Source organism: Thioalkalivibrio sp. ALJT (assembly GCF_000381825.1).
Lineage (GTDB): Bacteria > Pseudomonadota > Gammaproteobacteria > Ectothiorhodospirales > Ectothiorhodospiraceae > Thioalkalivibrio.
Genome location: NZ_KB907121.1, coordinates 451,105 through 464,636 on the forward strand (window position 1 = coordinate 451,105; position 13,532 = coordinate 464,636).

Consider the following 13,532-nt stretch of genomic DNA (forward strand, 5'->3'; position numbering starts at 1 on the left):
GTCAATCCTCCTCCCGACTTGCGGGCCAGGCGATCGGCGTGGCGATCGCGTCTCGTGGCGTCCGTTCCGGCAGAAAGCGCTCCAGCACGTCATTGAGAAACGCAAGGCCCTTGTCCGTGGCCTGCAGGCGCTGCGCATCGGCAACCAGCAGCCCTTCGTCCCGCAACGCGGACAGCGCCGGTTCCAGGCGGGCGAGCGGCAGTCCGCAGCGGGCCTCGAAGCTCGCAGCCGGCACCCCGTCCACCAGGCGCAGCGCATTCAGTAGGAACTCGAACGGCCGCTCCTGCGGCGGGACCGGGTGGTCCTGGTGCTGCTGTGGCGCGGCCATGTACGCCTCCGGCTGGCGTGGCTTGGTCCGCCGCAGGATGCGGCCCTCGTGCACCTGGGTCAGTTTGCCGTGGGCCCCGGCACCGATCCCCAGGTAGTCGCCGAACATCCAGTAGTTGCGGTTGTGGCGGCAGGCCTGTCCGGGGCGGGCGTAGCCGGATACCTCGTATCGAGTATAGCCAGCCGCTGCCAGTTGCGATTGCCCGCGAGCAAACAGTTCCTCGACGAGCGTGTCCTCCGGCAGTTCCGGGGGGCGGGCCGCAAAGTAGGTGTTCGGTTCCAGGGTGAGCTGATACCAGGAGATATGCCCCGGGTCCTGCGCGATCGCCGCCTCCAGGTCCGCGAGTCCGGCTGCCAGCGTCTGTCCCGGCAACCCGAACATCAGGTCCAGATTGATCGCCTCGAAGCCGGCGGCACGGGCGTGTTCCACCGCGCTGCGTGCCTCTGCCGCACCATGGATGCGCCCGAGGCGTGCGAGCATCGTGTCATCGAAGCTCTGAATGCCCAAAGACAGCCGATTGACCCCCGCCTCGCGATAGCCGCGGAAGTAGGCGCGGTCGGCGGTGCCGGGGTTCGCCTCCAGCGTGACCTCGCCGTCGGGACGCAGCGGCAGGCGGGCCCGCAGGCCGGACAGCAGCGTATCCAGTGCCTCGGGCGGAAACAGGCTGGGGGTGCCGCCGCCGATGAAGACACTCTCCAGACGGCGCCCCCAGATATCCGGGAGCTGCGCCTCCAGGTCGTGCAGCAGGGCCTCCACGTACGCCGCGAACGGGGCCTCGCCGCGCGGCTGGTGCGAGTTGAAGTCGCAGTACGGGCACTTGCGCACGCACCAGGGCAGGTGCACGTACAGCGCAAGTGGCGGCGGCTGAGTCAGGGCGGCGTTCATGTGCGAAGCATAGGCGAGGGGTCGGGTGGCGTCGAAAGCACCCAGGGAAACGCGGATCGCAGCAGGCCCAGGGCGCTCCGTCTGCTGGCCCCGATCTCGGCCTCGGTGCCGGGCGGGGCCGGCGGGTCAGGCCGGTGTCGCGTTCGTGCCGGCGCGCAGGGCAGCCACGAGCTGCTGCAGGGCCTGACCGCGATGGCTCAGGCGGTTCTTGGTTTCCGGGGGCAGCTCGGCCGAGGTGCAGCCTTCCTGGGGCACGAAGAACAGCGGATCGTAGCCAAAGCCCTCGGCGCCGCTGGCCTGTTCCGCGATGCGCCCGGGCCATACCCCCTGGGCGATGATCGGTGCCGGGTCCTCGGCGTGCTCCAGGTACACCACGACCGCACGGAACCGTGCGCCGCGCTGTTCCGGCGGAACGCCGGCCAGTGCCTCCAGCAGCTTGGCGTTGTTGGCCGCGTCGTTGGCATCCGCCCCGGCATAGCGCGAGGAGTAGATTCCCGGCTGGCCGCGCAGGGCATCGACCTCCAGCCCGGAATCGTCCGCGATCGCGGGCAATCCGGTATGGCGTGCCGCGTTGCGGGCCTTCAGGATGGCATTCTCGACAAAGGTCAGCCCGGTCTCCGCGGCCTCGGGCACCGCGTGCTCCGACTGCGGCTCCACCGCCAGCCCCAGCGGTTCCAGCAGGGCGCGGATCTCGCGCAGCTTGCCGGGGTTGCCGGTGGCCAGGACGACGCGGCGCGCATCAGCCATGGCTCAGCCCTCGGCCAGGACGGCGCGCTGGGCCTCGCAGATCTGCTGGATGCCCTGCTCGCCCAGGTCCAGCATCTGGTCCAGCTCGTCGCGGCGGAAGGCGTGGCCCTCGGCCGTGCCTTGGATCTCGATCACGCCGCCGGCCTCGTTCATCACCAGGTTCAGATCGGTCTCGGCCTGCGAGTCCTCGTCGTAGTCGAGATCCAGCACCGGTTCGCCCCCGAAGATCCCCACCGAGATCGCGGCCACCTGGCCGTGCAGCGGGTTCTTGCGGATCAGGCCCTGTTCGCGCGCCTTGCGGATGGCGTCGTGCAGTGCGACATAGGCGCCGCTGATGGAGGCGGTGCGGGTGCCGCCATCGGCCTGAATGACGTCGCAGTCCACGATGATCTGGCGCTCGCCCATCGCCTCCAGGTCGACCACGGCGCGCAACGAACGCCCGATCAGCCGCTGAATCTCCATGGTGCGCCCGCCCAGTTTGCCGCGCGCGGCCTCGCGTACCATGCGGTCATGGGTGGAGCGCGGCAGCATGCTGTACTCGGCGGTGACCCAGCCGCGGCCCTTGTTCTTCAGCCACGGCGGCACGCGCGACTCCACCGTGGCGTTGCACAGCACGCGAGTATCGCCAAACTCGACCAGTACCGACCCCTCCGCGTGGCGGGTGAAATGGCGGGTAAAACGCACGGGGCGCATCGCGTCGGCGGTTCGGCCACTGGGTCGCATGCTGGGATCCTTGCTAGATTTGGGAGGGGCGCAGTATACGGGCCACCACCGTCATCCGCAGCAGGGGCACCACGGAGGGGAACATGATTGCCAGCATGACCGGGTTTTCCCGACACGCCGTCACACTGGATGCGGGCGTGTTCGACTGGGAGCTGAAAAGCGTCAACCATCGTTATCTGGAGTTGCGCGTTCATCTGCCCGATCACCTGCGGTCGCTGGAGGGCGCGGTGCGCAATCGTCTCAAGGCGCGCCTGGCGCGCGGCAAGGTGGATGTGGCGCTACGGGATCGCGGTCAGGCCGAGGCGTCGCCGGCGGCCTTCGATCACGACCGGGTGCGGGTGCTCGCGGATGCCTGTGCCGAGATCGCGGGCATGTTGCCGCAGTCTGCCCCCGTCTCGCCGCTGGAGGTGCTGCGCTGGCCGGGCATCCTGCAGGGCCACGAGGATGTGAGCGAGGCCCTGGCCGAACCGCTGCTGGCGGGGTTTGATGCCGCGCTGGATGCCCTGGTGGCGATGCGCGCCGCCGAGGGTGCGGCCCTGGCCGACGGCATGCGCACGCGCCTGGATGCCTTGCTGGAGCACTGCCGCGCGATCCAGGCACGGCGCCAGCCGATGCTGGACGAGCAGCGCAGGCGTATCCTTGCCCGCATCCACGAGCTGGACCTGAACCTCGATTCGCGGCGGCTGGAACAGGAAGTGGCCCTGCTGGCTCAGCGCATGGATATTGCCGAGGAGCTGGACCGCATCGAGGGGCACGTGGCCGCAGTGCGCGACACCCTGGACGGCAACGGCCCCGCTGGCCGCCGGCTCGACTTCCTGATGCAGGAATTCAACCGCGAGGCCAACACCATCGCGTCGAAGTCGCATGACCTGGAGATCACCCGCGCCACCGTGGAGATGAAGGTCCTGATCGAGCAGCTGCGCGAACAGGTGCAGAACCTGGAATAGCGTGATGCGCCGGTTTCGTCTGCGCCTGGCCATCTCGCACCAGGAGATGGAGGACTACTACGCCGGCCGCGCGGCGGTGGTGTTCGCACAGGCCGACACGGGTGAAAGCGTGCAGTTTCCGGCCCGCCTGCTGCGCGAGCATCTGGACCAGCGCGGTGTGCATGGCGTGTTCGAGCTGATCACTGACGACGACTACCGGCTGCGTGCCTTCCGGCGGCTCCCGTCGGCACCGTCAGGCCCTTGAAAACGCGGCGCCTGCCTCTATATCGAAGGGTGAGTCAGATGACACTTGCAGAAGGAGGCAATGCCATGAACATGACCCGTTACGAACCGTTCAGCCTGCTCGGTCAGCTCTCGCGCGAACTCGGGCGCATGCCGGACATGCCCGGCACCGAGGATTCCGCCGCGACCTCCGACTGGGCGCCTGCGGTGGATATCCGCGAAGAGACCGATGCCTACGTGCTGCATGCCGATATCCCCGGGGTGGACCCGAAGGACATCGAACTGCACATGGAGGACGGCGTGTTGACCCTGCGCGGCGAGCGCAGGCACGAGAGTGAGGAAGAGAAGGACGGCTACAAGCGCATCGAGCGCGTACGCGGTACCTTCTTCCGGCGCTTCTCGTTGCCGGATACCGCGGATGCCGACAATATCTCCGCGCGCAGCGAGAACGGCGTGCTGGAGGTGCGCATCCCGAAGCAGGCCCGCGTGCAGCCGCGTCGGATCCAGATCGAGAGCTGATCCGGCCCCCGCGACCGGCGGGCGATGCCCGCCGGGGCATGAACATGGGCGCTGCCCCGGGGCCCACCCGCGGTGGCGCCCCGTTTTTTCTGGCTGGGGGAACCCGGGGTACGGACGCGAGCGTGTACAGTAATCCGAGTTCCCCCTGAGGAAGGCCATGGAATACAAGGACTATTACAAGATCCTCGGTGTGAGCCGCGATGCCAGCCAGGACGCGATCAAGAAGGCCTACCGCAAGCTGGCGCGCAAGTACCACCCGGACGTCAGCAAGGACCCTGACGCCGAGACCCGCATCAAGGAGGTCAACGAGGCCTACGAGGCCCTGGGCGACCCGGAAAAGCGCAAGGCCTACGACCAGCTGGGTTCCAGCTGGCGTCAGGGGCAGGACTTCCGCCCGCCGCCTGGCTGGAATCAGCAGGGCGGGGCCCGTGGCGGTGCCGGTGCCGACTTCGGCGGCTTCTCGGATTTCTTCGATTCGATCTTCGGTGGCGGGATGGGCGGTGGCCGCCGCCGTGGCGGCGGGGCCGGCTTCAACATGCGCGGTGCCGACCGCGAAGGTCGTGTAGAGATCACCCTGGACCAGGCAATCAAGGGTACCGAGGTCCCGGTGAGCGATGCCGAGGGCCGGGTGCAGCGCGTGCGTATCCCGGCCGGGGCCAGAGATGGCTCGCGCCTGCGCGTACGCGGCCAGGGCGACCCCGGGGTCGGCGGTGGTGGCGCCGGCGATCTGTTGCTGGAGATCCGGGTCAAGCCGGACAGCCGCTACACCCTGGAGGGGCGCGATCTCTACCGCGAGATCCCGATCACGCCCTGGGAGGCCGCGCTGGGCGCGACCATCGAGGTGCCCACGCCGCATGGCTGGGTCAACCTGAAGATCCCTGCCGGTTCCCAGTCGGGCAAGCAGATGCGCCTGAAGGGCAAGGGATTGCCGGGCAAGACGGCGGGGGATCTGTACCTGAAGCTGATGGTGCAGGTGCCACCGGAGGACGAGGCCGGGGACTGGTATCGCAAGATGGCCGAGAAGTCGTCCTTCGCCCCGCGCGCCAACCTGACGCCCTGACCCGGCGAACAACCCGAGGAGCCCCGATGCGTCGGCTGATGATCCTTTTGCTTCTGGTGCCGGGTCTGTTCGGCGCCGCGCCGTCCGTCGCCCAGTTGCCGGCGGTAGTGGATGGCGAGCCCTTGCCCTCGCTCGCCCCCATGCTCGAGCGTACGATCCCGGGCGTGGTCAACATCGCCACTCGTGCGCGAGTGGTGGAGTCGGCCAACCTGCCCAGCCCGCTGTTCGACGACCCCTTCTTCCGCCGTTTCTTCGATCGCCCCGAACGCTCGCGGGAGCGGGAACGCCGGGGCCTGGGCTCCGGCGTGATTGTCGACGCCTCCGCCGGCACCATTCTCACCAACAGCCACGTGGTCGCACGTGCCGACACCATCCTGGTGACGCTTCATGACGGGCGCCAGTACGAGGCCGATGTCGTGGGCACCGACCCGGCCACCGATGTCGCCGTGATTCGTATTGACGCCGAAGACCTGGAGGCGATTCCGCTGGCGGACTCCGATGAGCTGCGCGTGGGCGATTTCGTGGTGGCGATCGGCAACCCCTATGGTCTCGGCCAGACCGTGACCAGCGGCATCGTCAGCGCCCTCGGGCGCAGCGGCCTGGGGGGCGACGGGATCGAGGACTTCATCCAGACCGACGCCTCCATCAACCCGGGCAATTCCGGTGGGGCGCTGGTCAACCTGCGCGGGGAACTGGTCGGCATCAACACCGCCATCCTCGCGCGTGGCGGCGGGAACGTCGGCATCGGTTTTGCGATCCCCGCGAACATGGCCAGCCAGATCCAGGAGCACCTGCTGGTCGAGGGCCGCGTCGAGCGCGGCGCGCTCGGCGTGGAGATGCAGGACCTGACGCCGGCCCTGGCCCGGGCCTTCGGGCTGGATGCCTCCCGGGGTGCGGTCATCACCCGGGTGACGCGCACTTCGGCTGCCGAACGCGCGGGGCTGGCACCCGGAGATATCGTGCTGGAACTGAACGACCAGTCGGTGCGCAGCGCGGTCGATCTGCATAACCGGCTGGGCCTGCTGCGCGCCGGTTCCCGCGTGCGCCTGACCGTGCTGCGCGACGGTGCGACGCAGGAGGTCGTTGTGCGGCTTGACCGTCCGGAGGCGCATCGCGTCGAGGGCGCAGCCGTTCACCCGCGGCTGGAGGGCGTGCGGCTTGCGGAGACCAGCGGGCCGGAGGGCCGCAGTGGGGTGGTCGTCATCGACGTGGAAACCGGCAGCATCGGAGAGCGTGCCGGCCTGCGCCCTGGCGACGTCCTGCTGGCCATCAACCGCCAGCGTATCCAGCACCTGTCCGACCTGCCCAGGAAGCTGGCAGCCGACCAGGTCCTGGCCCTGCAGCTGCGCCGCGGCAACCAGTCCGTCTACCTCACCCTGCGCTGAGGCCCGACCGCTCCCCGTTCCCCGCTGTGGCCACGCCGGTGATCCGGTGTCTCTGCCCCGGAGACGTAACAGATGCAGCAGATCCCGGCTCTCCGCTGCGGCCGGGAGGGGTGTGAACAGGGGGCAGGGTCAGAAGCCGGGGGTGTTCTTCTCGACCCAGCGCCGGGTGCCGTCGGTCAGGGTCTCGCGTTTCCAGAACGGGGCCTCGTGCTTCAGGCGCTCGAGGATGTCGCTGCAGGCGTCGCGGGCCGCCACGCGATGGGCCGACCAGGTGGCCACCAGCACCAGGGCATCGCCGGGGCGCACGTCGCCGACGCGGTGCGCCACGTGACAGCCGAGCAGCGGCCAGCGCGCCCCGGCCTCGGCCACGATGCGTTCCAGCTCCCGCTCGGTCATCCCCGGATAGTGCTCCAGAAACAGCCCGGTCACGTCTTCATTCTCGTTGAAGTCGCGCATGCGGCCGACGAACACGCTGGCGGCCCCGCGCGCATGGGCCGGGATCGCCTGCTCGGCGCGTGCCACCAGCGCCCAGGGGTCGAAGTCCTCGTGGTAGATCTCGACCGCCACCTCAGCCCCCCGTCACCGGCGGGAAGTAGGCAACCTCGTCGCCATCGCTCACCGGGGTGTCCAGCCCGGCCTGTTCCTGGTTGACCGCGGCCATCAGGCGTTCGGGGGGTGTACCCTGATGCAACTGCTGCCACAATCCGCCGACGGTGGTGCCGCCAGCAGGCAGTTCCGCCTCTTCGCTCGAGCGGCCCAGTTCCTCGCGCAGTCGCGCAAAATAATGAACGCGTACAGTCATTACGGCCCCTGTAAACATGGCTGCGAGTCAAGCATTATAGCGGTCATGAACGAATTCACTCACTTTGATACCGAAGGCCATGTGCACATGGTCGATGTCGGTGCCAAGTCCGTTACGCATCGGGTTGCGATTGCCGAAGGCCGCATTCACATGCAGCCGGATACCTTGCAGCGGATCCGTGATGGCCGCCATGCCAAGGGGGATGTGCTCGGCATCGCCCGCGTGGCCGGTATCATGGGCGCCAAGAAGACCGGGGACCTGATTCCGCTATGTCACCCGATCGGTCTGACGCGGGTGGCGCTGGAGCTGAACACCGAGGGCAGCACCGTGCACGTGCAGGCCACCTGCGAGGTGCACGCTCAGACCGGCGTGGAGATGGAGGCGCTGACAGCGGTCTCCACCGCGCTGCTGACGGTATACGACATGTGCAAGGCCGTGGATCGCGGCATGCGCATTGAAGGTGTCCGCCTGCTGGAGAAACGCGGTGGCCGTAGCGGCACCTGGCGGGCCGACGCGACAGGAGATTCCGAATGAAATGGATCAAGCGCCTTTTCAGCCTGATCATTGTGGTAGTGGTGCTGGGCGTGGTCATGGCCGCGTACCTGCTGATTTCTTTCGATGCCAACGACTACAAGGACCGCATCGAGGCCGAGGTGAAGGAGGCGACCGGACGCGAGCTGACGCTTTCCGGCCCGATCGGTCTGACCCTGTTCCCCAGCCTCGGCCTGCGCCTGGAGGATGTCCGTTTCGGCAATGCCGAGGGGTTCGGTGACGACCCCTTTGCCGAGCTGGACGTGGTCGATGTTGCCGTGGCCGTGATGCCGCTGCTGCGCCGCGAGCTGGAGGTCCAGCGCGTGGAGGCCGACGGGGTGCGCCTGAACCTCGCGCGCGACGAACAGGGCCGCAGCAACTGGGATGATCTGCTCGAGCGCGCCGGCTCGGCCCGGGACGAGGCCGTCGGCGTGGATGACGACGAACGTACCGAGACCGAGACCCGACTGGCGCTGCAGCGCATCGACGTTGCCGGGATTACGCTGAGTAACAGCCGTGTGCGCTGGGAGGACCGCGAGACTGGTCTTCGGGCGACTCTGGAGCCGTTCAACCTGCAGATCGGGCGTTTCCGCCCCGGCATGGAGACGCGTCTTGATCTCGAGGCGGTGCTGCGCGCCGAAGGTGGCGAGCTTGCGGAACCGCTGGAGCTGGCCCTGGACCTGAGCGGGCTGATGAACGCGGATCTCCTCAACGAGCGCTATTCCGTGCGCCGCCTGAGCGCGAACCTGGGTGTGGATGGCGGTGGCCTGCAGCGAGCGGTGGGCATGACCCTGGAAACCGACGTGGCGCTGGAGATGGCCGATGCCATGGCCCTGCGCATGGAACGCCTGACCCTGGGGCTCGCCGAGGTGCGCCTGACCGGCTTCGCCGAGCTGTCCGAGCTCGACAGCGAGACGCCGCGGGTGCGTACCGAGATGCGCACCAATACCTTCAACCTGAAAGGCCTGCTGGCGGATCTGGGTATGGATGCACCGGAGACCACCGATCCGGATGCGTTGACGCGGATGGCACTGGACTTCTCTGCCCACGGCAGCCCGCAGGCGCTGAACATGGACCCGTTCGTGATCACCGTCGATGACACCATGCTCAGTGGTTCTGCCGACTGGGATGGCCGCGGCGAGCGCCCGCTGATCCGTTTCGATGTCTCCGGCGAACAGCTGAACGTCGACCGCTACCTGCCACCGGCGGTGGAAGATGCGCGCACCGAGGGTGCCAACGACGATGCCGACGAGGACATCGCCATCGAGTTGCCACTGGAGGCCCTGCGCGGTGTCGATGTGGATGGCAGTGCGGCGCTTATGCGCCTGGACGTGATGGGCATGGCCCTGCGCAACATCGAGCTGCAGATCCGCGCCGAGGCGGGGGACTGGAACATCGAACCCCTGAATGCCGAGGCCTACGACGGCGAATTGACCAGCCGCCTGCGCCTGGATGCTCGCCACGACGTGCCGCATTACGAACTGGCGGCCGACCTCCAGGGCCTGGACATCGGCGCCTTGCTGGAGGACTTCCAGGGCGATGATGCCCGTCTGATGGGGATCGGGAACCTCGAGCTGGATATCCGCACCCGCGGCGTGCAGTTGAGCCAGCTCAAGGCCGCGTTGAACGGGTCCGGCAATATGCGTTTCGAGGACGGCGCGGTGCGTGGTATCAACGTGGCCCGGGTGATCCGCCGTGCCGAGGCGCGGCTGCGCGGCGAGCGGCTGGAAGAAGACGAGCCCAACCAGACTGATTTCAGCGAACTGACCGGCAGCTTCACCATTCGTGACGGTGTCGTTCACAACGATGACCTGGCGGCCAGCTCCCCGTTGTTGCGGGTGCGCGGCGAGGGCGAGGCCGACCTGAACGACGAAGCCCTGGACTACCGTGTGAACGCCACCGTGGTCGGCACCCTCGAGGGCCAGGGTGGCCGCGAACTCGACGATCTGCGCGGGGTGAACCTGCCGATCCGGATCAGCGGGGCCTTCGACGACCCCAGCTTCCGTCTCGACCTCGCTGGCGCGCTGCGAGCGCGCCATGAGGACGAGGCCCGTGAGCGGGTGCGCGAGGAGCAGGAGCGCCTCCGTGAACGCACGGACGAAGAAGAAGACCGCCTGCGCGAGCGGATCGACCAGGAGGCAGAAGGCCTTCTCGATCGGCTGCGTTCTCGCTGATCCGCAGCCGCCCCGGGCGCCCGCCGCGCTCGGGGCCACGCCCATCATGAACACCTTCGCCGCGCGGCTGCTCGCCTGGTTCGACCACCATGGCCGCCAGGACCTGCCATGGCAGCACCCACGTACGCCTTACCGGGTCTGGGTCTCCGAAATCATGCTGCAGCAGACGCGGGTGGAGACCGTCGTTCCCTATTTTCTCCGCTTCATGCAGCAGTTCCCCGATGTGCAAAGCCTTGCAGCTGCGCCGCAGGATGCCGTGTTGCACCAATGGTCGGGGCTTGGCTACTACGCCCGGGCGCGCAACCTGCACCGCGCCGCGCAACAGGTGGTGGCGGAGCACGGAGGGGTCTTTCCCGCCACGCGGGCGGAGCTCGAGGCACTGCCCGGCGTTGGTCGTTCCACCGCCGCTGCCATTATCGCCCAGGCGCAAGACGTGCCCGAGGCGATCCTGGACGGCAATGCCAAGCGCGTGCTCGCACGCCATGCCGCGATCCATGGCTGGCCTGGCAGTCCGGCCGTCCAGCGCGAACTGTGGGTCGAGGCCGAGGCCCGCACCCCTGCCACCCGCTGCGCCGACTACACCCAGGCGATCATGGACCTGGGCGCCCTGCTGTGCACCCGCAGCCGCCCCGACTGCACGGCCTGCCCGGTCCGCGCGGACTGCCGCGCCGCCCGGGAGGGCCTGACCGCCACATTGCCGTCGCCGCGCCCGCGCCGCGCGCTGCCCACTCGCACCCGCTGGGCCGCCTGCCTGCGCGCGCCCGAAGGGATTGCGCTGATCCAGCGCCAGCAGGACGGTATCTGGGGTGGTCTCTACAGCCTGCCCGAGGCCGAAAGCCCCCGTGCCCTGGAAGACTGGGTGCTGAGCCAGTGGCCGAGTGCGGCCCCTGCCGCCGGCGAGCACGGCCTGCAGCACGGCTTCAGCCACTACCGTCTGGATCTGCGTATCCGGCCCTTCGACCTCCCTGCGGGTGCGTGTGGGATCATGGAAGGCGAAAGGGTGATTTGGTATAAACCCGGCACATCACGGGCGGTCGGCATCCCGGCCCCCATCCAGCGTTATCTGCACCACGACAAGGATTCCGGCAATGGCTCGAACCGTTAACTGCGTGAAACTCGGGAAAGAGGCCGATGGGCTCGATTTTCCGCCTTACCCCGGCGAGATGGGCAAGAAGATCTACCTGAACGTGTCCAAGGAGGCCTGGCAGGCCTGGCTCAGCCACCAGACCATGCTGATCAACGAATACCGCCTGACCCCGGTGGACCCCAAGGCCCGCAAGTTCCTCGAGGAAGAAATGGAGAAGTTCCTGTTCGGCGAAGGTTCGGAAAAACCGGAAGGCTTCGTCGACCCGAACGCCTCCTGAACCGGTTTTTTCAGCGGCGCCCGGCCCGGCATGCTTGACGTGGCGGCGCCGGCCCGCTTTAATACCGCCCTTCGTCCTCAGGACGTTCCCCCCGCAGTATGGCCGGGTAGCTCAGTTGGTAGAGCAGGGGATTGAAAATCCCCGTGTCGGCGGTTCGATTCCGTCCCCGGCCACCATTTTTCTGTAGCAGGTTCCGCGTACCGATCAACGCCCGGAGACATGGCCTCCGCGCGGTGTATTGGTGTTTCCGTTGGTTGTGGATCGGGTCCCGCTTGTACGTGTTGATCGCCGGCCCCTCGGTGTTTCCCTCAGCAGGCGAAATCGAACGGGTGTTGCGCTGGCTCCGCCGGATGGCGCCATGCGGAGCGGTCGCGGCTCCACTGCCAGGCGGCCAATGCCGCGGCGCAGGCCGCCACTGAATGGTCGCTGGCATCGGCAAGATTGCGCACGTCGTTCAGCCCCTGCCGTTCCAGCCACGCCAGCAGCTCCCGTCGCGCAGCCGACGTGTGCTTCATCGCCTTCAATGTGTCGACCGGGGCCCCTGCCATGGCCATCGCCACGGCAGGGTGCACCTCTACCACGCGCGCATCCGGGCGCTCGTAGCCAAGCATGCGGCTGACCGCGACACCGCGCAGCGTCAGATAGGCCATCCGTGGCGCGGATGGCGCCATCACGGTCCCGGCCGGCAGGCCGCATTCCACCGCCAGCCGCCGCAGAGTGCGATCGGACGCGCGGCTGCCCCCGGTCGGGGAATACGACAGGGGTGCGTCCAGCCCCACCACGGCCGCGGCCGGCACACGATCCAGGATGGCCTGATCATCCGCGCTTGCAAGCAGCTCCTCCAGCCGGAGCGCCCCGCCCCGTTGGGCGAAAACGGCGACGGACGTATTTCCGGCACTCCCGGGGCCGGACAGGTCCACGCCCACGATGGACTCCTGCATGTGTTCTTCCTCGACGGATGTCTGGCGGGGAGCAGCGATCGCAGCACTGGCGCTCGATCGTGGTATCTGCACGAGAGGGTGGTGATGGGCGCACCGCCCAACGGCTGCGCCCCCGGTCGGTGTTTCGACGCGGGGGCGCAGTGTCCTCAGGGGAGCAGGAGCGTGAAGCCCGGATAGACCTGGTCCGGATTATCCAGGACATGCCGATTGGCCTCGAAGATCGCGGGCCAGCGGTTCGCATCGCGATAGAAACGGGCGGCCACATCCCCGAGGCTCTGCCCGGGCTGGAGCTCGTAGAGCGTGCCCCCGGCGACACGGCTCACCAGCCGCTGGTTGTGGCGCAGCTCCTCCTGCAACTGCTGGACTTCCTCCTCGAGGGTCGCGCGGTCACCGCCACGCTGCCGTAACGAATTCATCCGCTCCAGGAGTGCGGCGGCCGATTCTCCCGCCGCCGCCTCGGCGGTCTCAAGGTCCAGGGTGCCGCCTTCCGCCGCAGGCAATACCGCGCGCACCTGTGCCAGTTCCAATGCGAGTTCTTCCTTCCCGCTCTGCATGGTCTCCAGTTCCGCCGCCCTGGACTCGGCGGTGTCGCGAACCTGCGCCAGCTCCCGTTGCAGCGTGTCACGTGCGTCCTCCAGCCGGGCTCGCTCTTCGCTCAGGTTGTCGCGCTTCAGGGTGAGTTCCTGGATACGCGCATCGCGGCTGGCCAGGACCTCCTCCTGCTCCCGACGCTCCGCCTCGCTTGCCTCGAGCGAGGCCTGTGTGGCCGCATGGGCCTCGCGCTCGTCGCTCAGTTCGGAGTCGAGGCGGTCACGTTCGCTCTCGAGGCCGGCGATCCGGTCGGCCTGTTCGGCCACCTCGGCCCGGGCGCTGTCGCGGGCCTCCTCGGTCTCGGCGAGGGTGC

General features: G+C 68.2%; 15 protein-coding genes, 1 tRNA gene and 1 pseudogene. 10 read left to right on the forward strand and 7 right to left on the reverse strand.

Going from position 1 to position 13,532, the window contains the following annotated elements; all coding sequences use genetic code 11:
- Window position 1: 1 nt before the first annotated feature.
- The 3 genes from hemW to rph all read right to left on the reverse strand — a co-directional run bounded on the left by hemW (window position 2) and on the right by rph (window position 2,683).
- Window positions 2-1,213: a radical SAM family heme chaperone HemW gene (gene hemW / locus G332_RS0102185; RefSeq protein ID WP_019625361.1), complete on the reverse strand. Its 1,212-nt coding sequence runs from the start codon at window positions 1,211-1,213 to the stop codon at window positions 2-4.
- A gap of 126 nt (window positions 1,214-1,339) precedes the next feature.
- Complete coding sequence (gene rdgB / locus G332_RS0102190; RefSeq protein ID WP_019625362.1) at window positions 1,340-1,960, reverse strand: RdgB/HAM1 family non-canonical purine NTP pyrophosphatase; 621 nt, start codon at window positions 1,958-1,960, stop codon at window positions 1,340-1,342.
- Window positions 1,961-1,963: 3 nt separating this feature from the next.
- A complete protein-coding gene (gene rph / locus G332_RS0102195) occupies window positions 1,964-2,683 on the reverse strand; it encodes a ribonuclease PH (protein WP_019625363.1) in 720 nt (239 codons plus the stop codon).
- 83 nt (window positions 2,684-2,766) lie between these two features.
- Between rph and G332_RS0102200 the strand changes: the two genes are divergently transcribed.
- The 5 genes from G332_RS0102200 to G332_RS0102220 all read left to right on the forward strand — a co-directional run bounded on the left by G332_RS0102200 (window position 2,767) and on the right by G332_RS0102220 (window position 6,816).
- Entirely contained in the window at window positions 2,767-3,630 is an 864-nt protein-coding gene (locus G332_RS0102200; protein ID WP_019625364.1) for a YicC/YloC family endoribonuclease, read from the forward strand.
- A gap of 4 nt (window positions 3,631-3,634) precedes the next feature.
- Window positions 3,635-3,874: a DUF2835 family protein gene (locus tag G332_RS0102205; protein WP_019625365.1), complete on the forward strand. Its 240-nt coding sequence runs from the start codon at window positions 3,635-3,637 to the stop codon at window positions 3,872-3,874.
- Between the two features lie 65 nt (window positions 3,875-3,939).
- Window positions 3,940-4,371 (forward strand): Hsp20/alpha crystallin family protein, encoded by a 432-nt coding sequence (locus G332_RS0102210; RefSeq protein WP_019625366.1) that lies wholly within the window; start codon window positions 3,940-3,942, stop codon window positions 4,369-4,371.
- A 157-nt stretch (window positions 4,372-4,528) separates the two neighbouring features.
- Window positions 4,529-5,431, forward strand: a complete 903-nt coding sequence (locus G332_RS0102215; RefSeq protein ID WP_019625367.1) for a DnaJ C-terminal domain-containing protein — start codon at window positions 4,529-4,531, stop codon at window positions 5,429-5,431.
- 26 nt (window positions 5,432-5,457) lie between these two features.
- Window positions 5,458-6,816 carry a Do family serine endopeptidase gene (locus G332_RS0102220; protein WP_019625368.1) on the forward strand — a complete coding sequence of 453 codons (1,359 nt, stop codon included), beginning with the start codon at window positions 5,458-5,460 and terminating at the stop codon, window positions 6,814-6,816.
- A gap of 129 nt (window positions 6,817-6,945) precedes the next feature.
- Here G332_RS0102220 and G332_RS0102225 read toward each other — a convergent pair whose 3' ends face one another.
- Together G332_RS0102225 and moaD are read right to left on the reverse strand one after the other, a co-directional pair.
- Window positions 6,946-7,383, reverse strand: a complete 438-nt coding sequence (locus G332_RS0102225) for a molybdenum cofactor biosynthesis protein MoaE (RefSeq protein ID WP_019625369.1) — start codon at window positions 7,381-7,383, stop codon at window positions 6,946-6,948.
- 1 nt (window position 7,384) lies between these two features.
- Window positions 7,385-7,618 carry a molybdopterin converting factor subunit 1 gene (moaD, locus tag G332_RS0102230; RefSeq protein ID WP_019625370.1) on the reverse strand — a complete coding sequence of 78 codons (234 nt, stop codon included), beginning with the start codon at window positions 7,616-7,618 and terminating at the stop codon, window positions 7,385-7,387.
- Window positions 7,619-7,663: 45 nt separating this feature from the next.
- On the opposite strand from moaD, the gene moaC reads away from it, so the two are divergent.
- From moaC to G332_RS0102255, 5 genes are all read left to right on the forward strand, one after another.
- Window positions 7,664-8,152: a cyclic pyranopterin monophosphate synthase MoaC gene (gene moaC, locus G332_RS0102235; protein ID WP_019625371.1), complete on the forward strand. Its 489-nt coding sequence runs from the start codon at window positions 7,664-7,666 to the stop codon at window positions 8,150-8,152.
- Entirely contained in the window at window positions 8,149-10,323 is a 2,175-nt protein-coding gene (locus G332_RS0102240; protein WP_019625372.1) for an AsmA family protein, read from the forward strand. The genes moaC and G332_RS0102240 overlap by 4 nt, the downstream gene beginning before the upstream one ends.
- Window positions 10,324-10,369: 46 nt before the next feature.
- Entirely contained in the window at window positions 10,370-11,428 is a 1,059-nt protein-coding gene (gene mutY, locus G332_RS0102245; protein ID WP_019625373.1) for an A/G-specific adenine glycosylase, read from the forward strand.
- A complete protein-coding gene (locus G332_RS0102250; protein ID WP_038059477.1) occupies window positions 11,412-11,687 on the forward strand; it encodes an oxidative damage protection protein in 276 nt (91 codons plus the stop codon). Before mutY ends, G332_RS0102250 begins: the two co-directional genes overlap by 17 nt.
- A gap of 100 nt (window positions 11,688-11,787) precedes the next feature.
- Window positions 11,788-11,863 (forward strand) — tRNA-Phe (locus tag G332_RS0102255).
- Window positions 11,864-11,995: 132 nt separating this feature from the next.
- On the opposite strand, the gene G332_RS0102260 is transcribed toward G332_RS0102255, so the two are convergent.
- Together G332_RS0102260 and G332_RS13640 are read right to left on the reverse strand one after the other, a co-directional pair.
- The gene (locus tag G332_RS0102260) at window positions 11,996-12,628 is read right to left on the reverse strand and encodes a DUF429 domain-containing protein (RefSeq protein WP_019625375.1); all 633 of its coding nucleotides are present in this window, start codon (window positions 12,626-12,628) and stop codon (window positions 11,996-11,998) included.
- 146 nt (window positions 12,629-12,774) lie between these two features.
- A pseudogene (locus G332_RS13640) lies at window positions 12,775-13,532 on the reverse strand (hypothetical protein); the annotation flags it as partial.